Genomic DNA, 24,054 nt, shown 5'->3' on the forward strand with positions numbered 1-24,054 from the left:
AAGAAAACTTAAGTAATTCTGTTTTCTTAACTCCTTTTTCTTGACTCTTTTTTCTTAATTCTTTTTTCTTAACTTTTTATCAATTCTTTTTAGCTACCTATTATTTTGCGTATAACTCAATAATCTTTATTAGAATCTCCACTACTTTCTCCATTGCATTAACAGAGACATACTCATATCGTCCATGATAGTTTTCGCCTCCAGTACAAAGGTTTGGGCAAGGAAGACCCATAAAGGACAAACGAGCGCCATCCGTACCACCACGAATAGGAACAACAGTCGGTGTAATCTCTAGTGCCTCCATAGCTTCTTTGGCACGATCTACTAAATGCATGTGTGGTTCAACTTTTTCTTTCATATTATAATAGTTGTCTTTTATCTCCGCTGAGAAAGTATCCTGACCATATTTCTCATTTAAAAATTCGCAAACTTTAGAAAATAACTTCTTCTTTTCCTCAAACTTAACTTTATCGTGATCTCTTATAATATAATAAAGTGTTGCCGAATCAACAGTACCCTCTATTTTATCAAGATGATAAAATCCTTCATAACCTTCGGTATATGCTGGATTTTCAGATACTGGAAGCATCTGCTGGAATTCCATACCGAGTAATACTGCGTTCTTCATTTTTCCTTTTGCATAGCCTGGATGAATACTTGTTCCTTGTATCTTTAACTTTACACCTGCAGCATTAAAGTTCTCATATTCGATTTCTCCAAGCGTACTACCATCTACAGTATAAGCAAAATCTGCTCCAAATCCTTCTACATCAAAGAAGTCTACTCCACGGCCAACTTCTTCGTCAGGGGTGAAGCCAATCTGAATGGTTCCGTGTTCAATTTCTGGATGAGTTAGTAAGTACTCTGCCATTGTCATGATTTCCGCAATACCTGCTTTATCATCGCCACCTAACAATGTGGTTCCATCTGTTACTACTAAATCTTGACCTTCATTATTCTTAAGCCTTGGAAATTGTTTTGGAGACATAACAATTCCTAGTGCTTCATTTAATACAATATCCCCACCATCATAGTTCTTCACTACTCTAGGCTTAACATTTTCTGCGGTTAGCGCTGGAGCAGTGTCCATATGAGCTACAAATCCAAGGGCAGGTACTTTCTTCGTCGTTGTTGCAGGAATGGTAGCATACACATAACAATGCTCACTCATTCGAACATTCGTAGCTCCTAACGCTTTTAATTCCTGCTCTAAAGCTTTTGCAAGTATCCATTGTCTATCTGTACTTGGTACTGGCTCTTGATCATCCTCGGAAGTTGTATGAAAGCTAACATAATTTAAAAAACGTTCTAACACTTTTGACATATTGACCTCTTTCTGGTATTTTAACACCATTTTATTTTGAAATATTTCTCTCTAAGTTTTATAAAAAGTATGTTGTAAACAATTATCTCCAAAAAAGCTTTATGATTAATATTTATGCTTAATTTACGATATCTCACAACATTAATTGATAACTAATTTGATTTTCTTAGAAACAAAAATATTGATTCTAGGATATAGCGATATGACTCTTAGAAGTTAATGTGGCTTACTTATTATAGTATAAACGAATTCTTTCACTCCTATGTCCCACCAGTTTTCAATTTACCTGTTTGATAAATTCTACTACAAATTACAAGTCTACGCAAGCAATGCGTCTTAGAAAATGACTTTGCTAATAAAAAGCTATTGTAAAGCTGTCGATCTCTTGTAAGCATCGGCTCTACAATAGCTTTCCTATAAATCTCTACTTTTAACCTTTTTACTTTTAACCCCATACTTCCGATTCTAGAAAAACTCCCCTAACTCGTATAACTAATGTCTCTATTTAAAATAAGATACACCGGATTCAAAAATATACTGATTCTGATTTCCAAAGATGTTTAAAGCTACTCCATCTCCACGACGTTCGGAGTGTGCCATCTTACCAAGAACACGACCATCTGGACTTGTGATACCCTCAATTGCGTAATAGGAACCATTTGGATTATAATTTTCATCCATGGTTGGATTTCCATTCATATCAACATATTGAGTAGCAATCTGTCCATTTGCTGCAAGTTTCTTAAGCCACTCTTCATTTGCAACAAAGCGTCCTTCTCCATGAGAAGCTGGAATGGAGTAAACTCCGCCAAGTTCTGCCTTCCTTAACCAAGGAGATTGATTCGATACCACTTTCGTATACACCGTTTTTGAAATATGACGTCCAATATTATTCATCGTTAAGGTTGGCGAATCTACTGTCTGTGGCATAATCTCTCCATTTGGAACTAACCCAAGTTTAATCAAAGCTTGGAAACCATTGCAGATACCAAGTACTAAACCGTCTTTTATTTTTAAAAGGTCATTCACTGCATCACTGATACGAACATTACGAAAAGCTGTAGCAATAAACTTTCCAGAACCATCTGGCTCATCACCAGCGGAGAATCCACCAGGGAACATTAAGATTTGCGCTTCCTTGATTGCTTTCTCAAATGCGTCCACAGACTCTATAATACTTCTCTCATCCAAATTCTTGAATACTACAGTCTTAACCTCTGCACCAGCTCGTTCAAAGGCTCGTAAGCTATCATATTCACAGTTTGTTCCTGGGAAGACCGGAATAAAAACTTTTGGCTTTGCTACCTTATTCTTTGCTATATAAATTGTCTTTGCATCAAAAAGGTAGCATGGAACCTTTTCTGTCTCTACTTCTTCTTCCATATTAGAACGAGTTGGGAATACCTTTTCTAACGTGTTTGACCATGCAGATAATGCTTCTTCCATTGTAATAGATATATCTTTATAATTAAAAATGCGTGTATCTGTAACGGTACCTACCATCTGGTATGAAACATTTAGGGCATCTAATTTTACGAAATCTGATTCACTTACTTCCGCTACGATATCTCCGTAGGCAGGTGCGAATAAATCTGAATCTGTAAGATTAGGGTCAAAATCAACTCCTAACTGATTACCAAATGCCATCTTAGAAACACTTTCCGCAATACCCTTAGCACCTAAAGCATATGCCGATACGATAACCTTCTCATGAATTAATTTCGTAATCGCTTGATATAGATGTTGTAGCTTTTCATATTCAGGTAAATCATAGGAATCCTTCTCTATAGAGAAACGTACCAAACGATTACTAGCATTTTTTAATTCAGAGGTAACTACCTCATTTGCTTTCGCTACATCAACCGCAAAGGATACTAAGGTAGGTGGTACATCAATGTCATTGAAAGTCCCTGACATACTATCCTTACCGCCAATCGATGGAAGTCCCAGCTTCATTTGAGCATCATAAGCTCCAAGCAATGCAGTTAATGGTTCACCCCATCGACGTGCATCATTACCAAGCCTTCTAAAATACTCCTGGAAGGTAAATCGGATCTTTTTATGATCACCGCCTGCTGCCACAATTTTAGCAACAGAAGAAATTACTGCATATACCGCACCATGGAAAGGGCTCCAGCTGCTTAAGTAAGGATCATATCCATAGCTCATCATCGTTACGGTGTCACATGCACCACGAAGAACTGGTAGTTTTGCTACCATTGTCTGAACAGGTGTTAACTGAAATTTCCCACCATATGGCATCGTTACCGTAGCTGCACCGATGGAGCTATCAAACATCTCTACTAATCCTTTTTTGGAACAGATGTTTAAGTCAGAAAGCATTGATAACCACTGTTCTTTGATAGAGTTATCAACCTTTTTACCCATTTCCTCACAAAGAGTTTGCCCCTTAGAAGTTTCTTCCGAAGAAGTTTCAGACACTTCACCATGTAACTTTACAGTCTTAGCAGCAGGATAGAATGCACCCGCTTTAAAATAGTTCTCCTCTGCCTTTGGTATTGTTACTACTGCAGTTGCCTCCTGATGTGCCCCATTGGTATCTAAGAATTTTCTTGAGATATCAACAATTACTTTTCCACGCCAGTTAAGTACTAATCTAGGCTCTTCCGTAACCACTGCTACTTCTACAGCCTCCAGATTCTCCTCATTTGCATATGCAAGCATCTGCTCTACGTCATTTTTATCTACAACAATGGCCATACGCTCCTGAGATTCAGAAATCGCAAGTTCTGTACCATCTAAACCAGCATACTTTTTAGGAACCTTATCTAAATCAATACGAAGACCATCTGCTAATTCTCCAATAGCAACAGACACACCACCTGCTCCAAAGTCATTACATTTCTTAATTAATTTAGATACTTCCTCGCGGCGGAAAAGTCTCTGTAATTTACGCTCGGTAGGTGCGTTACCTTTCTGTACCTCTGCACCACAAGTCTGAATGGATTCTGTTGTGTGTACTTTAGAGGAACCCGTAGCACCACCACAGCCATCACGACCAGTACGACCACCCATTAAAATAATGATATCACCTGGCTCGGAATTTTCTCGAATCACATTTTTTCTTGGTGCAGCACCCATAACAGCACCAATCTCCATTCGTTTTGCAACGTAATTTGGATGATAGATTTCATCTACTAATCCAGTCGCAAGACCGATTTGATTTCCATAAGAGCTATAACCTTTCGCAGCTCCTGTTACAATCTTTCTTTGTGGAAGTTTACCTTGTAAGGTATCTTTTAAGGATACCGTCGGGTCAGCTGCTCCAGTTACTCTCATTGCTTGATAAACATAACCACGTCCGGATAATGGATCACGAATTGCTCCTCCAAGACAAGTTGCTGCTCCACCAAATGGTTCAATTTCGGTTGGATGGTTATGAGTCTCGTTCTTAAAAAATACCAACCACTCTTCTGTCACACCATCAATTTCAACCGGAACTACGATAGAACAGGCGTTGATTTCATCGGAAACTTCCATATCCTCAAGCTTCCCGTCTGCCTTTAGTTTCTTCATCGCAAGTAATGCAATGTCCATTAACGAAATGTACTTATCATCTCTATCTTTATAAAGGATCTCTCTATTCGCTTTATAATCTTCATATGCAGCCTTAATTGGCTCCTTATAATAACCTTCTTCAAAATCTACCTTAGTTAACTCCGTTAAGAAAGTGGTGTGGCGGCAATGATCGGACCAGTAAGTGTCTAGAACACGAATTTCCGTAATCGAAGGGTCTCTCTTTTCTTCCACTTTAAAATAATTTTGTATATGTTTAAAATCAGCATAAGTCATTGCTAAATTTAAAGATTCATATAATAAAAGAAGCTTCGTCTCCCCCATACTTTGAAAACCAATTAAATAGGATATATCCTCAGGTGTTTCAAACTCTGTCATTAAAGTTTCTGGTTTTACCTCATCTGTCTCCCTAGAATCCACAGGGTTAATACAATATTGTTTGATACGAACAAAATCTTCTTCCCCTAACGTACCATCTAATACATAAGTTGTTGCACAATGAATGACTGGCTCTTCTTTTTCATTTAAGAGCTTTACACACTGCTCCGCAGAATCTGCACGCTGGTCAAATTGTCCAGGGAGATATTCCACGGAAAATACTCTATCCCCTGATGCGAATGGAAACTTTTCCTCATATAAATCATCTACTGGTGGCTCTGAAAACACGATACCGAGTGCTTTTTGATAGGTTTCATCACTTACATTCTCTATATCATAACGGATTAAAACACGCACATTTGTAAGTGTCTTAAGCCCTAAATAACTTCTAAGCTCTTCTTTTAGCTCTTTAGCACGTACTGCATAAGGTACTTTTTTCTCTACATATACTCTTTTGACACTTCCCACGTCATTACCTCCGTATATTTTTCTAGGTTTTTGTGTATACTTCCTCTTTTCTGGTTATATTTATTATATCATAGGCGTATTTATAAATGAAATTAATATATATGAAATATTTCATTAGGTGAACTAATAAAGCCAGCTATTGTCCCATCTTATTATTGTCTGATTATATTTCAGTTAATGAGACAGTGCACTAGACAATCTTGTATGTCTATAGTACAATATGTGTGACTATTTTATCTAGTCCAAAGCGCAAAAAGCTAGTTCATCCATACAGTATTTGTAAGGGAGAACCAGCATGCGTAGTTAAGAATTCTGTTGAATACTCGGAGGAAATGATATGCTTTACTCAATTTTTAATAACTTGTCAGGCAAAAGTATTACTTTTGTAGGGTTATTGCTAGCTTTCTTGATAACATGTATCTTACTAAAGGTACTACAGAACATTCTACCAAGGGACGGTGGAAGAGCTCATGCGGTAAATGGTGGGCTGTCTCAAGGAAAGCCTCGCGGTGCAGGAATTGTTTTTATCCTAGTATTCGTTGTAGCTACATTGTTATTCGTTCCAATCTCCAGAGAACTAATTATTTATCTACTTATGATTATTGCTGCTATGATGAGCGGTTACTTAGACGATAGCTCAAAAGCACCTTGGGGCGAATATAAAAAAGGATTTATCGATTTAGTTATTGCTCTTGTGTGCGCCGTTACTTATGTGAATTTTAATGGCAGTACCTTAACAATTCTAACCACTGGTACTTCATTTGAACTTAATCCTGTCATCTATGTATTACTTGCAATGTTGTTAATTTGGGTTTCTATTAATGTAACCAATTGTACCGACGGAGTAGACGGGCTTAGTGGCAGCATCGGCATTGCTACGATACTTACCTTCTACCTTGTGTTTGTTTCAGTTATAGACAACCAAGATTATGCTTTAATTTCTCTACTTATGATTGCTTGTATTCTTGGTTACCTATGGTTTAATGCTTCTCCAAGTAAATTGTTAATGGGAGACGCTGGTTCCAGAGCAATCGGATTATTTATCGCAGTAATTGCTCTTAAAACAGGTAGTCCATTACTTTTTATCCCTGCTGCTATAGTTTTTATCATCGACGGAGGGCTTGGTTTGGTGAAGGTTGCTCTTCTTCGTTTCTTTAAGATTAAGATTTTAGTAAATACCAGAACACCAATCCATGATCATGTTAGAAAAAAACTAGGTTGGTCTGATCCACAGACCGTATTCCGTTTTATTACTATACAGGTTATGGTATCCTTTATCGTCCTTTATCTGTTGTTATAGTAGGAATCGAAATCATAGAAAGGGGAAGGCGCATTGGATATTAATTACGAGTTATATAAAGTATTCTATTATGTTGCAAAAACTCTAAGTTTTAGCGAAGCTGCTGCTGAATTATTCATCTCTCAATCTGCAGTTAGCCAATCCGTAAAAGTATTAGAAAAACGACTGAATCAGGTACTATTTATTCGTAGTACTAAAAGAGTAAGTCTTACCAAAGAAGGTGAGATGCTGTTTAAGCATATAGAACCAGCTATTAATTTAATCAGCAGAGGTGAGAATCAACTCCTAAACTCTACCCCAGCAGGTGGTATGCAATTACGAATTGCCGCAAGTGATACGATTTGTAGATATTTCTTAGTACCATATCTAAATAATTTTCACAAATCCTATCCTGAGGTACATATCCGTATTATTAATGGTACCTCACTTAAATGTGCAGAGTTGCTTGAGACAAATCAAGTGGATTTAATAGTTGTCAATTCACCTAACTCTGCATTAAACAATAACTTAAATATTCAAGATGTTACTACCTTTCGAGATGTCTTTGTTGCAAAACCAGACGCCTTTCCACTTGCCGATCATAAGCTTACGTTAACAGAGCTTCAGAAGTTACCTATCCTTATGCTTACGAAGCTATCTACAACAAGCGCCTTCCTTCATAATTTGTTCTTACAACAATCTTTGGATTTGGTGCCTGCTATAGAACTTAGCAGTAATGATTTATTGATTGATTTAGCTAAAATTGGTCTCGGCATCGCATTTGTACCGGATTTTTGTATCAATAATGTTAGCTCCCCAGAGCTTATTACGTTAGAAACAGCTGATGAAATGCCAGAGCGAAAATTAGTTGTAGCCTACGATGATAGCCTGCCACTCTCTGAGCCTGCACAATTTTTTATTCAGTCAATGGTAGACAAGTTATAGAATATTAGAGATATAATTAAAAAATGCTTAAAATAACAAGGGTGATATAGATTTTCGTTTTACCAACGAAAACTTATATCACCCTTATTGTTTCTAATATCAATTTACTTCATATACTACTTACTATTTTCCTTTGTTTATTCGTGTAATCTTCGTATCAGTTTATATACAATACAATTTTGTATCACCAAAGGTTTACTATGAGCAAAGAAGATAATACCATCGCTTGGTGCTATGATTTGTGAGATTACTTCCCCTTCGATCGGGTCAACAACTTCTGCTAAGACATCACCAAATTTCACTTCTTCTCCTGGTTTTCTAAGAGGGCGATATATTCCTGAAACATCTGTTTTAATTGGCATTAAAGTTTCTTCTTCCACAATACTTGCTATATAACCGCTATGACAGTTGTACTTGATGATTCCCATACGTGTTAGAAATCTAAGAACCGAAGATACCGCCTGTCTTGCTGATGTTTCATCAATACTGCTGGTTGCTGGAGTATATACAGAAAATGCATTCGTTCCATTCACTTGCCAGCAATAATTTAAAGTTCCTGTATCAAATGGATGTGGTTTTTTTGTGAGTACATATGGTAGCCCAAATAGATTCGCGAGGCTAGTGCTTTCATGCCCTGTTTCCATCATTCTGACATGAGGAATAAATTCTCCTGGAGTATGAAAACTTGCGAATTGGATACCAAAATTATAACCTTCCACTGCCTTAAATACTCCACCGGCGATACGCTCTGTTGTCTCACCACTATCATCTCCTGGAAACAAACGGTTTATATCAGACTTATCCATCGCCCAAAAACGTTTCTCTATGTTAATACTAGATTGATTCAATGTTGGTATTACCAGGATTTCATTGTTATTTACAATTGCTCCAATTTTTTCAAGCCTAGTTAATTCCTTAATCAACTGAGAGCAGATATATAACTGTTGTATTTCATTTCCCCTAGTTGGTCCCACAATACATGCTGCTTTTTCTCCCTTTCCAAAGCGAAAACCAACAATATGCATATCATCACGATAAGGACTTTTTACCGTATGAATTATTTCTTGAAACATTTACACCCCTCCTAGGATTCTAGCAATTAGGGAACCATCATAAACAACAGGGTATTCCCTTAATGTAAACACGACTCCATCACAAGGAGCTATAATGTGTTGAACAATCGTACCATTTAAGCTATCCACAATATTTCCCACAACATCTCCAGCTTTGATATCCATTAGGTGTTCTACACATGGTAAAAATACACCTGAGGCTTCTGCATGTATTAAAGTCACCTTATCCTGATCGGATGAGATCACTGACGTCTTTGGTGTAATGACAGGTCCACTCCAAATACCAAGCTTATGCATCAGACAAAAAATACCTTCTAAGATCTGATCTCCAAACTCTTTTGTAATTCTCATACCAACGCCCATCTCAATACTTAACGTTGGTACCTTTTTTTGATTTAAGCTATGGTATAGACTTGCAGGTTCAACCGTTGGAGAGGAATGAACCCAGATAAAGTCAGTATTCAACAACTTTGCATATTCCAATAGGCTTTCTTCATGCTGCTTATCAAGTCGGACCTGTGGAATCTCTCGTAAGAAGATATTACTTGCATGCAAATCTACACAAAAATCTGCTCCCTCAAAATCCTCTACAAGCTTTGCAGCAACGTACTCGGACATATCGCCATCCATATCTCCCGGGAAGCTTCGGTTCATATCTAGATCAAAGGTCGGTATTCTTCTTGTAATCGATTCCATACCAAGTGGATTTACACATGGATAAACATCTACAATCCCTGTTAAGAACTCCTTCGATTCCTGAATACGACGTATCAATTGATAACATATATACTGGCCTTCCAGCTCATCACCATGGATTCCTGTGACAATACAAATCCTTCTTTCATTTCCATTTTTATTCTCCGGCTCCAGGCGATTCTTTTTAATATGCATCGTTTCTAATACTGGCAAACCTACCGAAACCACTGTTTTTACCATCTTTTCACAACCCTTCTGTAGACATGTTTTATACTTTAAAGCATTGCTACACAATAGTATTTGTTCAAATTTCATTTCATTGTACTATAATTATATTGTAAAGTAAATCCCTTGAAAACCTTTCTAATAATAGCGGAATACTCCACTACTAGTATTCATCAAAAAACGAAAACAACTCGAATCCTCTATCTGAAAGCTAAATGCCTTCCGATTGGATTTTTCGAGTTGTTTCCGTAGCTTTATATCAAAACATGAATCACGAATTTTATATGAAACTCACTTTTTTTACATATTAATTCAAAAAAGAGTGTCCTTATACTGCTTCTAACTGCTCATTGATATAATTAATGAGGCCATCTGCTTTCATAATCTTTTGCATAAATTCAGGAAATGCCTGCCCCTGATAAGATGTTCCTTTGGTAAGATTTGTAATGATACCACTATCAAAGTCTATCTCAACCTCATTACCAGCATCAATATCTCTTGCAGCCTCCTTACATTCTATGATTGGAAGCCCTATATTTATTGCATTTCGATAAAATATTCTTGCAAATGTTTCAGCAATTACACAGCTAATACCAGAAGCTTTAATTGCAATTGGTGCATGTTCTCTGGAGGAACCGCAGCCAAAATTCTTATTTGCTACCATGATATCACCGAGGTTTACGCGGTTAACAAATTCCTTATCGATATCCTCCATACATTTTTTTGCAAGTTCTTTTGGGTCAGAGGAATTTAAATATCTAGCAGGAATAATAACATCTGTATCTACATTATCTCCATATTTATGAACTATACCATGTGATTTCATACATACCTCTATTCTGGCGCCCTAGCACCTCTTCATATCAAAAGTTATTAAGTGCCCATTGCATACTACAAACTAAAAAAGCACGCTTTGCGAAATTCCTTGCCATAGATAAAAAGTGAAAATTTCCTTGTTGTTTTCACTTTACCTTTATGAAAAGAGTTCGGATGGCTCACTTATCTTTCCAGTTACTGCACTTGCTGCTGCGACTGCAGGACTGCAAAGGTATACTTCAGATTCTACGTGTCCCATACGTCCAACAAAGTTACGATTCGTTGTGGATGCAGCTCGTTCTCCTGCTGCAAGAATCCCCATATGCCCTCCAAGACATGGTCCACAGGTTGGGGTACTTACTACACAACCTGCTTTAATAAAGGTTTGAATTAATCCTTCCTCAATTGCTTGTAAATAAATTGCCTGAGTCGCAGGAAATACAATAGCTCGCATCCCTTTTGCTACCTTTCTTCCCTCTAAAACCTTGGCAGCAATTCTTAAATCACCAATTCTTCCATTGGTACAGGATCCTATGACAACCTGATCTATCCTAACCTCTCCTGCTTCTTTCACAGTCTTCGTATTTTCAGGGAGATGAGGAAATGCTACGGTTGGTTCTAATTCTGATAAATTTATTGTAATTATCTGCTCGTATTCTGCATCTTCATCTGCTTCATAGATGGTATATGGCTTTGCCCCATGTTCCTTCATATATGAGATGGTTAAATCATCCACCGGAAAGATACCATTCTTAGCACCGGCTTCTATTGCCATATTCGCAATCGTAAATCGATCATCCATGGTCAAATTCTTAATTCCAGCTCCTACAAATTCCATGGATTTATACAATGCACCATCTACACCAATCATACCGATAATATGTAAAATAACATCTTTTCCACTCACCCACTCTTTTGGTTCTCCAGTTAATATAAACTTAATTGCAGCTGGAACTTTAAACCAAGCTTTTCCAGTAATCATACCAGCACCCATATCGGTACTGCCAACACCGGTAGAAAATGCTCCAAGTGCTCCATAAGTACAGGTATGTGAGTCAGCTCCAATACAAGTCTCTCCTGCTACAATCAGTCCTTTTTCTGGTAGGAGGGCATGCTCAATTCCCATCTCACCGATCTCAAAATAGTTCGTAATGTCATGCTCTTTCGCAAACTCTCTGACACACTTACAATGTTCGGCCGATTTGATATCTTTATTTGGCGTAAAATGATCTGGCACTAATGCGATTTTATCTTTATCAAATACTGTTTTCTTTTTTAATCTTTGTATTTCATGAATAGCAACCGGACCTGTAATGTCATTTGCTAACACTAGGTCAAGATTTGCCTCAATCAACTGTCCAGCTTTTACTTCTGGTAGATTTGCATGTGCAGCCAAAATCTTTTGAGTCATTGTCATGCCCATAACTATATCCTCCTATGCTTCTGGTAATGCAAATAACACATTTACAAACATAAAGTAAAGAATAAAGCAAACAAAGGAGACGATAAACCAAAGGACCGGAAACTTTCCTTCTACTTTTTTTACTACCATTCGGCTAGTATTGTTTAGTACCTTCTTAAACAGAGCAGTCATACCAATACCAAAGATAACAACGAATGCGAAAGGAATCACAAACATCAGCGCATTTGCATTGAATACACAAACCTGAAATACAAAGTTTGGCATACCAATCTTATCTGCATTCGCTCCTCCAAAAAAACTTAGAAAGAAAATAACTGTCAGGATAACCAATGCTTTTGATAAACTCTTAATGTATTTTTCCATTTTAACCTCCAAGTGATGAAACGAATGTTGTTATGTATGTTATTACAACCATTCGCTTTCAGATTACCAAAATATATTAACATATAATAATGGAAAATGCACTGACAATCCATGAGTTTACTATCTTTTAATCTTTACAATATGTGTTGTTTTTTACATGATATTATTGCATTTATTTTAAAATTTTCAATGAGAAGAGATTCATAATAATTATTAAACAAATCTAAATTTATCACTATACTACTATCATTTTATAATGAATTTAAGAAACCATATTAAATCTGTCCTACAATGGAATCTCCCATTTCTCTCGTTCCTATTAGCGTACAGCCCTCTGACATAATGTCTGCGGTACGAAGCCCTAAGTTTAATACTTCTTTTACTGCATTTTCTATGCTATCAGCTTCTTTTGTAAGATCGAAGCTATAACGTAACATCATGGCAGCCGATAATATTGTTGCGATTGGATTCGCAATATTTTTTCCAGCTATGTCTGGCGCAGAACCGTGACTTGGTTCGTATAATCCAAGTTTTGATTCACCAAGACTTGCTGATGCTAACATACCGATTGATCCTGTCACCATACTCGCTTCATCCGAAAGGATGTCGCCAAACATATTCTCTGTCAATATCACATCAAACTGCGTTGGGTCCTTTACAATCTGCATTGCGCAATTATCTACTAACATATCTGTTAAAGTTACCTCCGGATATTCCATCGCTACTTCTTTTACAACCTGTCTCCAAAGTCTTGAGGTATCTAAAACATTCGCTTTATCTACGCTACATACTCTTCTTTTTCGTTTACTTGCCACTTCAAATGCCCATCTTGCAATTCGTTTAACCTCATTTTCATCATAAGGCATGGTATCAACAGCTTTTCTAATCCCATTTTCTACTGTAGTTTTTCTTTCACCAAAATAGACTCCCCCGGTAAGTTCACGTACAACAACAAAGTCAAATCCATCGCCAATAATCTCATCCTTTAATGGACATGCCTGCTTTAATTGTTCAAACAACACTGCAGGTCGAAGATTACAAAATAGCCCTAAGCCCTTTCTTATGGCTAATAATCCTGCTTCTGGTCTTAAATGAGGAGGTAGACTATACCAGTTACTATGCCCTACATTACCGCCGACCGCTCCAAGGAGTACAGAATCACTTGCTTTAGCTGTTTCTAATGCCTCTTTCGTAAGGGGTTCTCCGGTTGTATCTATTGAGACACCTCCCATTAATACTTCTGTATAGGTAAATGTATGACCAAATTTACGACCAACCTGATCTAGTACCTTCATTGCTTCTGTAATAATCTCCGGACCGATACCATCTCCCGGAATTACTGCTATGTTGTAATTCATATGTTCGCGTCCTTTCTTGAATAAGATAAGTTTTGTATAAGATGTGCTTTTAATAAAATAAGCTTTTAATAAAATAATCTTTTAATAAGATGAGCTTTAACCTGTTTTTATAATATGTGTTTTTAAGTACTATCTAAAGTATACTATATATTTAACGTCATTTTAACATAGTTTTTGGTATAAATAAAATATATAATATGAATACTTAATATGACTTATAATTATGTTAATTTCTTATTGATTACTCATCACTAAATTGTGTAGAAGTATAACGAGATATGTAGTATAATTTTCCGGTAATTAATAATGAAAGCATATACGAAGCGAATTTATATTTTGCAAGGAGGTTATCCATTGTCACAAGGACTTTTACACCACATTGAAATATATGTTTCTGATTTGAAGAGTTCAGTTGCCTTTTGGGGTTGGTTATTAGAAGAATTAGTTTGAAGACCCAGACAGAATTAAGGTTGAAGTAGTAGCACCTTGATCGCTGTTTTTCAATTGCAAGTGTTCTATTGTAAGATTATGAGCATTGGGCGCAATAGGTAGCATGGGCAGTAGATCTCTTTTGTAAAATAAAAAGGCAAGTGATGGATGCACTGTAATACTAGTGTCCTCCATTACTTGCCGATTTCATATGGTAATTAATATCTTAAATTTCTAATTAAAGATGCTTTCTTTGCATCGTAAATCCGATTATTAGAAGTGATTATAGTTCCAATAATATTTAATCCGTTTGCTTTAAATATTCAACAAATTGATGCCAATCCTCTACTTTACATAAAGGTATGTCTGGGTGACTTGCCTCATAATCCTCAAGATAATCAAAACCACCTGTTTTATTCGCACCAGTATACCATATTGGAAATATTCCTGCTTCAGAAGCACCATTGATATCACAAAGGAGGTTATCTCCACAATACCATACCTCATTTGGCTGTAATCCTGCCTTTCGAAGCGCTAACTGAAATAAAAATTTGTTTGGCTTTCGAAATACATATTCACTTGATGCAAGGATAAACTCAAAATCGTAGTCTGGAAGAACGGAAGCCAAACGACGTCTTAAAGCCTCTCCACTAAACGATATATTACTAATAACCCCGACACGAATGTCATTCTCTTTCAGGTAATTTAAAACTGCCTCGATACCATCCGTTGGAACTCCTGGTGCTGCGGTATCCCAGAATAATTGTTCTATCTCACTCGGTTCTTCTTTAAATTCCAAACCAAAATATTCATACAGAAATCTTTGATATGGATGGTTATGAACCTCTAATTTGTAATCATCCATCGATTCCTTTGTAAATCTACCAATCTCTCTATTTAACTCTCTATCAAACGCAATCATCTCCTGAGCTGTCACACCATATGGATTTTTTATTGCCTTTGATAATACTGCCTCTACTGCAGCCAACGACTCAAACCCTTCCTCTTTTACTAAGGTCTGCCCATAGTCAAATAGAATCATCTTTGGCTTTCGCATATTAATTCCTCCATCTTTTGAACAAAATTTCGAACAGTTTCCTGATTACCTCTTTCTTTCATGTAAACGAAACCTATCTCTCTCTTGTCTAGCTTTCCTGGTAAAGAAATCTCTGTTAGTTCACCACAGTCTAATTCATTCTTTACAAATTCTCCAATAACACACGCAATTCCTAAACTAGTCTTTGCAAATTCTATTAATAAATCCATACTGCTTACCTCTAGTATCTGCACAGGTTTTAATTGCCTCTTTGCAAAATACTCATCGATATACATTCTGGTTATATTTTTTTCATCAAGAAGCATAAGGTTACCTTTTTCTAATAATTCACGACCAGTCAGTTCCCTTCCCTCTCTGATTCTTAAATTATCAAGGTAACTATTTGTTGCGATAAAGATATCTTGTATTTCGCCAACCTTTTTAAAAACCATTCCCTTTAAGGTGTCTGGCTTACCTACTAATCCTATATCTAATTTTCCTTCCTCTATTAAGTCTAACGTTTGAAGCGTAGACTGACACTGAATCGTAAATCGTATATGTGGGTATTCGTCCACAAATTCTTTTAAAAATGGTAACAGGACAAATTTGCATAATGTCGTACTGACACCGATACGAATATGTCCAATACCTAACTGGTGGATTCGCTTCATTGCATCTTCCCCTTCTTTCAGGGTTTCAAATGCAGTTCGAGTATAGCAATAAAGCTGTTTTCCCTCTTCTGTTAGTTTCACTCCACGAGAATTTCTGGTGAACAACGCAACTGACATACTTTGCTCCAGCTTTGCAATTGCCTTACTAATAGCAGGCTGGCTAATATACAGTTCCTTTGCTGCCAAAGATATATTTTCTGTTTTTGCCACCGCATTAAAGATTCGATAAGCGGATAATGAAAAATCTACTTCCATTGCATAACCTCCCCAGATTGTCCTATATTTATTGACAGCTTAACACTAAACGTCCTATTTTGGCAACCAAAATTTCTTTTCTCGTTATATTCAATAAACATTGACTTCATAAGAGAATTATTCTTAATTTAATTCCTTACGATATGCTTCAAATGCTGTTGGAAGAGAATAGTCCTTTCGAATACTCTGATTATCTACCCAGATTAATTCTGGTATCGGAACATCCTCTATTCTTTCAACCTTTATATAGTAACCGATCATATGCCATTCTTTGTGTGAAAATATATGTTTTGCTTCTCCTAGCTTTCTCTCTACTTTTGCATAAGGAGCTAAGGTTTTTATTGTTTCCTCCATCTGATTTATCGAAAGTTTTCCCTCTATATTCGGTAATTCCCATAAACCATGGAGAAGTCCTTTTTCCGTCCTCTTTCGAATTGCATAGTAGCCAGCACATTCCATCACAAGTACTGTTTTTTCCTCGATTACCCTCTCCTTTTTTTTCGGCTTCACCGGTATTTTTAACTCGTCTCCATTGTGAAATGCTTTACACAGATGCATAACTGGACATTGATTACAAAGTGGTTTCCCATTCGGTAAACAAACTGTTGCACCAAGTTCCATAAGTGACTGATTATAATCCCCTGGACGATCTTTCGGGATAATGGCTTCAATATCTTCTTCTAGCTCTTTTTTTACTTTTTCCTTCGTAATATCATCAAAACTTCCCGCGATACGTTTCATAACACGGAGCACATTTCCATCAACCGCTGCTACCGGTAATTGAAAAGCAATCGAACCGATTGCCCCTGAGGTATACGAACCAATACCCGGAAGTTTTTTTAATTCTTCTCGATTTGCTGGTAGCTCACCATTATATTGTTCCATAACTATGATTGCTGCCTTCTTAAGATTACGGGCACGATTATAATAACCTAAACCTTCCCACAGTTTCATCAATCGATCTTCCTCAACTGCCGCTAAATCTTTTATGGTTGGTAATTCCTTGATAAAACGGTCAAAGTAAGATTTCACCGCTTCCACTCTCGTTTGTTGTAACATAATCTCAGAAATCCATACATAATAAGGTTTAGGATTGGATCTCCATTCCAAAATTCTTGCATTTAGGTCATACCAATGTAATAAATATTCTACTGTTTCTCTATAATCATTCTTCATTATTTCCTCAATTCTGGTATCTTAGTGATTTTTTATAAGAATTTGCTTTATATTAATTTGCTTTTATATTAATATGTTTCTATAACTATTTACTTTTATATCAATTTGCTTTTCTATTAATTTGCTTTTTATTAATTTCTTTCATATCAAATTGCATTAATATCAATTTGCATTTTCATATGAATTTGCTTCTATATCAATATGTTTTTATATCAGTATGCTTTTATATCATTTTACTCTAGATAATGTTACACATTATATCACATTTTGATCTGTATGTTAAAATTTTATAATGGAAAATAAATAAGTTAAGAAACATGTAAAATTTTTGCCTAAAATTTGCCTTATTCCGATATTATCCTATTCTTATCTATAACCATAAAGGAGGCTTACTATGTCATCTCGTAAACTGATTATGCTTTGTATCCTAACCACTATTCTTTGTAGTGGCTGTCAAGCAACACAAGGGCCAAATAATTCCTCGATTAGTACCTCTAGTGAGCTTACTCCTGATGTTACGATTTCCGTAACGGGGGCTCCAGATATAACCGAAACACCCGAAGCTACACCTATTGCAGAGGATATCTTAATAACGGAAGAGGATGCTATTTCCTTAATTCAGGGGCAAATTAATACTAGAAAATACTCAATATCATTACTTACTGAAAATATAACAATTAATTCAAAGAATTATTATTCTTTTATCGCTACCAAAAACTTAACAGCATTGGAGCCAGCAATACTCGTGAATAAAAATACCGGTGAGCTCTCCTGTTTAACTTCCGATGGTAAGCACACACCATTTTCTTCCTTTAGTATAAGCCCAGTCAAAGAGGATACCGAAACCAACTGGAATGGCACCTTTATTCGCAAAGACTTACGAGGTGTAACTACCTCTACCGTAACCTTGATTCAAAATGATTCCACTTCTTTTGAATTTCATATACTAGCGCGTAATAGCCTTGGCGTAAATCGTCTCAGCGGCATCGGCTATATTGACGGGACAACCGCAAAACATTTTACAAACGATGAAATAAGTCTTACCTTTACCCTAGACAATAATTATTTAACATTAACTGACAATGATTTCTTTACTGAAAATTGGAATTCTATTGCTGGAAGTTATGTTCTTGATAAGGATGTGAACGAGGACCTAACTATTGTAGAAGAAGATGCTATCCAAATGATACGTTCCTTATCAACTCTTCAAACAGGGTTATCTGCTGAAATTAATGAATATCAAATTTTATCGGATAATACAAAGCTGATTATCAAAGATCGTATTTGTTATAGTTTTGGTACCTATGCAAAACTTGAAAATAAGGATATATTAGTGACAAACTTTTATGTCACATTAGATGGAGATGCAATTTATACATATAATTCTATTAAAAATACTTACGAATGTATTTATGGAAAATAACATAAAAAACGGAATATTTTATTGAATGTAGTCTTTCAATAAAATATTCCGTTTCTATTATTCACGGTAAAAGTTCACGAAGTGTACCTTTTCATTAATGAAAAGTTTATGTAGCAACTTTCTTTTTATGAAGAATTCACGTGGTATACTTTACCTTATTATCCAATCATTCTTTCGTGTCGTAGTAAATATAATCGTAATCTTAAATACTCACGATTTTTCATTGTTCTCTTTAAATCACTCGCAAAATAGTTTCGGAAACACTCAATCTTTTGCTGTTCCTCTATAGAAGGTTCCTCTTCGTTATAACGTATTTTTTGAAAAATATCAATGATGCTCTCCGCTTCTATTTCATTCATTGAGTGCTCTACGACTAGACGTTTTATAAAGCACTGGAATGTCTCAGAGTTTTCAATTCCCTTACCTAGAAACTCTGCCATTAAAAGCACTGCTTTAATATCTTGATAAACTCGTTTTACTAGGTTTGCCTTCCGATAACTTCTGTTAAAAAGCTGAATTCTTAGCATATAATAAAGGAATACACCAAATAAGATAAGTAGCACTACAATTCCTGCAATCATAGATATGCTTCGATAAGTGTTACGAGCAGTCTGAAACTCTCTTTCTTCCTGTTCTAATAATTTTTGATAGTTGTAAGGGTCGTATTGCGCCCCTATACTAGGAGTAACCACCGTACCATTCCCTATGCCTTTATCAGAACTCCATGGTTGGTACCGATAATCATAAAATGATGGGGTAGGTTCAAAAGGAATCCAGCCAATTCCTTCGATATATGCTTCTGGCCACGCATGAGCGTTCTTATTGTAAACATAATAGGAATATTGACTGCCCTCTTCGGATTGGGGTACTCGAAATCCTTGAACATATCTTGTCGGAATACCAACACATCTTGCCATCATCGCAAATGCAGTTGCATAATACGTACAATAGCCTTCTTTGGATTCAAAGATCAAGTAATCCACTAGATCATGCCCCTCCTCAGGCTGCTTCGGAATCGTACTATACGTATAATTAGCAAAAAATTTCTCTATCACTTTGCATTTCTCGTAATCATTTCTACAATTTTTCGTTATATCAAATGCCAAATCAGAAACACGCTTTGGTAGCCCTTCATAAACATTCAAATAATCTTCATAAATTCGATCTCTACGTAATTTAAGCAATTCTCCTAATTGTTCCGAAACTTTATAAGTGATTGGATACTTCTTATTTGCAATATTATCTCTAAATTGAAGAAAAGAAGTGACATTCTCGTTCTGATACTGAAATCTTGCTTGATTTTCTATGAGTTTATTAAAGTAGTTGCTATCAAGATTCAAATTCATAAACTGAAAAGAATAATTGACTCCTTTTGATTTTATATCATGAAAACGTAAATTCGCTTCATCGTCTGAATAGGCATCCTTGCGACTTGTTAGTCCAATATTTAATACCTTTAATGGATAAAATAATGTCCTTGTCGATATCCCCTCATATGTAACACTATAACTACGGGTGGAAATAACAGAGGAATAGTCTTCCGTTAAACCTTCTCGGTCGATAGCATATAATAACTCTAAAGAATCAAGCTCTGCTTCCGTATATTCTTCTTTCTTATAACTTACTATATCTTCCCATTTCTCACCATCAAATTTATTCTTCACATTTCCATTTAAATATACTGGAATGTTATTTAATGAACTGGTTTTTAAAGAAATCGCTAATTCTTCAGACTCCGAAATACTTCCTCCTACTTTACTTTCCTCGGAGTATCCAGCAAAATTTAAGTTAAACTCTTTCTTATCCGGATGTATCCATAAATCAATATTTGTAACCAAAGTTTCTACGGAATCTGAAACTGCAGTAATGCACCGTTTGATAGTTTTCCACTCGATTGGATTTTCAGAAGCAGGTAATATTAATAGGATAAGACTTAGAAGTAAGCCACATGGAACTAAAAAAGTCATTGCCATCGAAGGAACACTTCTATCCTTCTTATAAAAAAAAGTAATCCTAATTTCCACCAACGTAAGGAATATATAGAATAGCAAACTGACTACTACAAGTTTTGTTGTGAGCTGCTCCGTAAATCCTAAAAACAGAAGTACACAAAAGGCTATTACTGCCCCAATAATTCTTGTGAAATGTTTTTTTTGTAATAGGTAAATAAGTATCGAAGTTATAATTAATAAAAGTATAATCGCTGCAGCGGAATATCCTATCGAATTAGATTTTCCATCGCTTAATGTCTGATGAAACCACGAGGTGTATGAAGTAATTATCTTAGAAAATGATATATCAAATAGAAAGCATAGGAACACTATAGTCACAGCAAAGATTAATAAAACAAGATAAGGAAGAACATTTTTTTTGATATGATCAAAACAACGCAAAATTACAACCCAAAAGAAAACAAGAAGTAATAGAATTTCTTCATTTACACGAAGTCCAAAATAATTATTGGTAAACGATAGAACGGCGATACATAATAGCATAGTTAAAAGACAGGGATATCCATGGTTTTTTAACAATATTTTTACATTCATTTCAACTACTCCTCCTTGCCTGCTCTGTAGTAGTGTGAGTTCCACCCTTAAAACCATGCCCTCACTAGGCTGGATATTTATGCCGGAGACGACACTGGCACAATATCTATGCGAAAAAAAATTAATTTTATTTCAATCCTTAAACCATGCCCTCTCAGTAGGCCAGGGGTTTGGGCCGAGGACGACGCAGGCACAAACTTCAGTGTGAAGTTTTAGAATTTCTTAGGCGGCGTCTTTTGGCGCCTTAGAAATTCTCTTCACACTTAGCCCTCTAATACTTCTGAGATTTCTTGATTCGGTATGATCTGCTGAAAATAAATACGTGAATCTAACTTTATCGAAAGTTTTGAAACATCATCTTCTCCAAAATAAAGAATTGCTACTTCGTTTCCTAAAGAGACCATATGATAACTTGCTTTTACAATATCTTCCGAGAATGTATGTGTAAGAATTATGGAAAATGAGGTGTTTTTAAGAAGATTACAACTTTCCATTAATAACGAACTTATAGAATGTCTCGCTCGAAAATAAACATCCGTACACAGTTGGTAGAATTGATCGAAATCTTGTTTTCCTGATATATTCAATATTTTTATTCCAGCAATGTCATAGATAACTCTAACCGGAGTATTGCAACGATAAAAAAAGTCACAAAGCGCAAGTGCGGTTTCTATGATTTTATCTTCGAGAATGACTCTACTAACCTCATCCGAATTTTTCTTTTCGAAATCCACATACAGATAAACTTCTGTCTTTGGTTCCTGTGTATATTTTCTTGTTACAAGCGTTTTTAGTTTTGCAGAAGCCTTCCAATGAATTCTCTTTGGTTCATCACCTGGTTCATATCTTCGTATTTCAACATCAGGTACATTCTGATTTAATACTGGATTTAATTCAAGAGTTTTTCCTTCGGTCTCCTTATATAATTTTAAAGAATTCAAGCGGATAATTCTTGGCAATACCTTCGCTTGTATTGCAGATGGTGCATTATAAACGAGATGAAATAAATTTAGGTAATCAGTAACTGTTACCTTATCGATTCCAATACGATATTCTCCACGATAATGACAGCAAATCGTCGTCGCTTGTTCAATTTTTTCCCCAGGAAGTAAACAATAACTTCGATCGGAGCTAATATTTTCTACGGTAGAATAATCACTTTTAAAGCTTACATTCACATTAGAAAAAGTCATATAGTCTTCATTGGTTAATAAAAACTGATATGAAATGTGCTCTCCCTTTACCATCGTCTTATGCTCTATAAACTGGTATATTCTGAATCGCAAATACACGTAGATTAAGTAAATGTAAGAAACAATTGGAATACTAAGACTGAAAAAAAATAGTCCATAGCTTACATATCCCCCATAATAGCTAACAAAAATGCCAGTAAGTATTATGAAAAGGTATAAAAGCATTCGATTGCGCCTCATCCGATTCACTCCCTCCTTTAGGAAAAGTCTCGAAGAATTGGAATCGTAACTTTCTGCAACAACCCTCGAAGTATCTTCTCCGGAGATACTTTATTAATTTTTGCCTCCATTGAGAGTACAAATCGGTGGCATAACACGGGATAAATAACAGCCAGCACATCATCCGGTACGACATAATCTCTTCCATTTAGATATGCAGTCGCAGACGCCGCTTTCATAACAGCAAGGGTAGCTCTTGGACTCGCTCCAAGTATAAAATTTTCGTCCTCTCTCGTAATCTTTGTAACATCCACAATAAATGCTAAAACATCTTTATGTATTCGGACCTTTTTAACCTCCTCTTGCATCATGGCTACCTGCTCTTTTGTCATTATCGACTTTAATTCTGATAATCTACTACCATTATGATAAAGCATTGCCATCTTTAATTCATCTTCCGGTGCTGGATAGCCAATGGATATTTTCATCAGGAAGCGATCCAGTTGAGCTTCTGGTAAATGATAAGTTCCCATAAAATCAATTGGATTTTGAGTCGCAATTACCATAAAGGGAGCCTCTAATGGATATATCTTTCCATCCACCGTTACTTGTCTCTCCTCCATTGCCTCTAATAAGCTAGCTTGTGTTTTCGGAGAAGTCCGGTTGATCTCATCTGCCAATACGATATGATGCATAATAGCTCCCTCAGAAAACTCAAATGAACCTGTTTTCATATTATAGATAGACATACCAGTAACATCGCTTGGTAAAGTATCTGGTGTAAACTGTATTCTTCCAAAACTGCAATCGATTGATTTTGCAATCGCATTCGCCAGAGTCGTTTTACCAACCCCTGGAACATCTTCTAATAATAAGTGTCCACCTGCAAGTAGTGTTGTAACTGCAAAGGTAACCTTCTCTTTTTTCCCGATTAAAACAGAATTTACCTGGTCTACCAATTGATTTGCCAAATCTACATACTGAAACATAATACATCCACCCCTTTTGCATTTATTTGAATAAACCATTTTTTAACAATTATAATGTAAGTAATTGTAAATATCAACTATAGTTATCATAGATTACTTAATAAATTTTTTTTGGATAATCACAGCATTTATTAATATAAGAAAGCATCATCCCTCATAAACAATTCTTTCATGAATGAAGTAGCACTATTCGCGGACGATCCCTTGTCATGAATAAGGTCACATACACGCT

The 24,054-nt window shown here is 36.0% G+C and carries 17 protein-coding genes; 3 read left to right on the forward strand and 14 right to left on the reverse strand.

Annotated features, from left to right (window positions below):
• Window positions 1-100 precede the first annotated feature (100 nt).
• Entirely contained in the window at window positions 101-1,324 is a 1,224-nt protein-coding gene (pepT, locus tag CPHY_RS17350; RefSeq protein WP_012201351.1) for a peptidase T, read from the reverse strand.
• Window positions 1,325-1,825: 501 nt separating this feature from the next.
• Window positions 1,826-5,707 (reverse strand): phosphoribosylformylglycinamidine synthase subunit PurQ, encoded by a 3,882-nt coding sequence (locus tag CPHY_RS17360; RefSeq protein WP_012201352.1) that lies wholly within the window; start codon window positions 5,705-5,707, stop codon window positions 1,826-1,828.
• Window positions 5,708-6,044: 337 nt separating this feature from the next.
• Between CPHY_RS17360 and CPHY_RS17365 the strand changes: the two genes are divergently transcribed.
• Together CPHY_RS17365 and CPHY_RS17370 are read left to right on the forward strand one after the other, a co-directional pair.
• The gene (locus CPHY_RS17365; protein WP_012201353.1) at window positions 6,045-7,007 is read left to right on the forward strand and encodes a phospho-N-acetylmuramoyl-pentapeptide-transferase; all 963 of its coding nucleotides are present in this window, start codon (window positions 6,045-6,047) and stop codon (window positions 7,005-7,007) included.
• Between the two features lie 33 nt (window positions 7,008-7,040).
• Window positions 7,041-7,931, forward strand: a complete 891-nt coding sequence (locus CPHY_RS17370) for a LysR family transcriptional regulator (protein ID WP_012201354.1) — start codon at window positions 7,041-7,043, stop codon at window positions 7,929-7,931.
• 137 nt (window positions 7,932-8,068) lie between these two features.
• Here the strand turns inward: CPHY_RS17370 and CPHY_RS17375 are convergent, their stop codons facing one another.
• The 9 genes from CPHY_RS17375 to mutY all read right to left on the reverse strand — a co-directional run bounded on the left by CPHY_RS17375 (window position 8,069) and on the right by mutY (window position 17,452).
• Window positions 8,069-9,004, reverse strand: a complete 936-nt coding sequence (locus CPHY_RS17375; protein ID WP_012201355.1) for a M14 family metallopeptidase — start codon at window positions 9,002-9,004, stop codon at window positions 8,069-8,071.
• Window positions 9,005-9,940, reverse strand: a complete 936-nt coding sequence (locus CPHY_RS17380) for a M14 family metallopeptidase (protein WP_012201356.1) — start codon at window positions 9,938-9,940, stop codon at window positions 9,005-9,007.
• 313 nt (window positions 9,941-10,253) lie between these two features.
• Window positions 10,254-10,751 (reverse strand): 3-isopropylmalate dehydratase small subunit, encoded by a 498-nt coding sequence (leuD, locus tag CPHY_RS17385; protein WP_012201357.1) that lies wholly within the window; start codon window positions 10,749-10,751, stop codon window positions 10,254-10,256.
• Between the two features lie 147 nt (window positions 10,752-10,898).
• Complete coding sequence (gene leuC / locus CPHY_RS17390; RefSeq protein WP_012201358.1) at window positions 10,899-12,164, reverse strand: 3-isopropylmalate dehydratase large subunit; 1,266 nt, start codon at window positions 12,162-12,164, stop codon at window positions 10,899-10,901.
• A 12-nt stretch (window positions 12,165-12,176) separates the two neighbouring features.
• Complete coding sequence (locus CPHY_RS17395; protein ID WP_012201359.1) at window positions 12,177-12,527, reverse strand: hypothetical protein; 351 nt, start codon at window positions 12,525-12,527, stop codon at window positions 12,177-12,179.
• 275 nt (window positions 12,528-12,802) lie between these two features.
• Window positions 12,803-13,885: a 3-isopropylmalate dehydrogenase gene (gene leuB, locus CPHY_RS17400; RefSeq protein ID WP_012201360.1), complete on the reverse strand. Its 1,083-nt coding sequence runs from the start codon at window positions 13,883-13,885 to the stop codon at window positions 12,803-12,805.
• Between the two features lie 730 nt (window positions 13,886-14,615).
• Window positions 14,616-15,371: an HAD family hydrolase gene (locus CPHY_RS17405; RefSeq protein WP_012201362.1), complete on the reverse strand. Its 756-nt coding sequence runs from the start codon at window positions 15,369-15,371 to the stop codon at window positions 14,616-14,618.
• The gene (locus CPHY_RS17410; RefSeq protein WP_012201363.1) at window positions 15,353-16,276 is read right to left on the reverse strand and encodes a LysR family transcriptional regulator; all 924 of its coding nucleotides are present in this window, start codon (window positions 16,274-16,276) and stop codon (window positions 15,353-15,355) included. Before CPHY_RS17410 ends, CPHY_RS17405 begins: the two co-directional genes overlap by 19 nt.
• 123 nt (window positions 16,277-16,399) lie before the next feature.
• Window positions 16,400-17,452, reverse strand: coding sequence for an A/G-specific adenine glycosylase (mutY, locus tag CPHY_RS17415; protein ID WP_012201364.1), 1,053 nt, complete (start codon window positions 17,450-17,452; stop codon window positions 16,400-16,402).
• 394 nt (window positions 17,453-17,846) lie between these two features.
• Here mutY and CPHY_RS17420 point away from each other — a divergent pair, with 394 nt between their 5' ends.
• Complete coding sequence (locus tag CPHY_RS17420) at window positions 17,847-18,875, forward strand: hypothetical protein (RefSeq protein ID WP_012201365.1); 1,029 nt, start codon at window positions 17,847-17,849, stop codon at window positions 18,873-18,875.
• Between the two features lie 158 nt (window positions 18,876-19,033).
• On the opposite strand, the gene CPHY_RS17425 is transcribed toward CPHY_RS17420, so the two are convergent.
• The 3 genes from CPHY_RS17425 to CPHY_RS17435 all read right to left on the reverse strand — a co-directional run bounded on the left by CPHY_RS17425 (window position 19,034) and on the right by CPHY_RS17435 (window position 23,822).
• The gene (locus tag CPHY_RS17425) at window positions 19,034-21,421 is read right to left on the reverse strand and encodes a transglutaminaseTgpA domain-containing protein (protein ID WP_012201366.1); all 2,388 of its coding nucleotides are present in this window, start codon (window positions 21,419-21,421) and stop codon (window positions 19,034-19,036) included.
• A 263-nt stretch (window positions 21,422-21,684) separates the two neighbouring features.
• A complete protein-coding gene (locus tag CPHY_RS17430; RefSeq protein WP_157668754.1) occupies window positions 21,685-22,668 on the reverse strand; it encodes a DUF58 domain-containing protein in 984 nt (327 codons plus the stop codon).
• 203 nt (window positions 22,669-22,871) lie between these two features.
• Entirely contained in the window at window positions 22,872-23,822 is a 951-nt protein-coding gene (locus CPHY_RS17435) for an AAA family ATPase (RefSeq protein WP_012201368.1), read from the reverse strand.
• Window positions 23,823-24,054 lie beyond the last annotated feature (232 nt).

Source organism: Lachnoclostridium phytofermentans ISDg (genome assembly GCF_000018685.1).
Lineage (GTDB): Bacteria > Bacillota > Clostridia > Lachnospirales > Lachnospiraceae > Lachnoclostridium > Lachnoclostridium phytofermentans.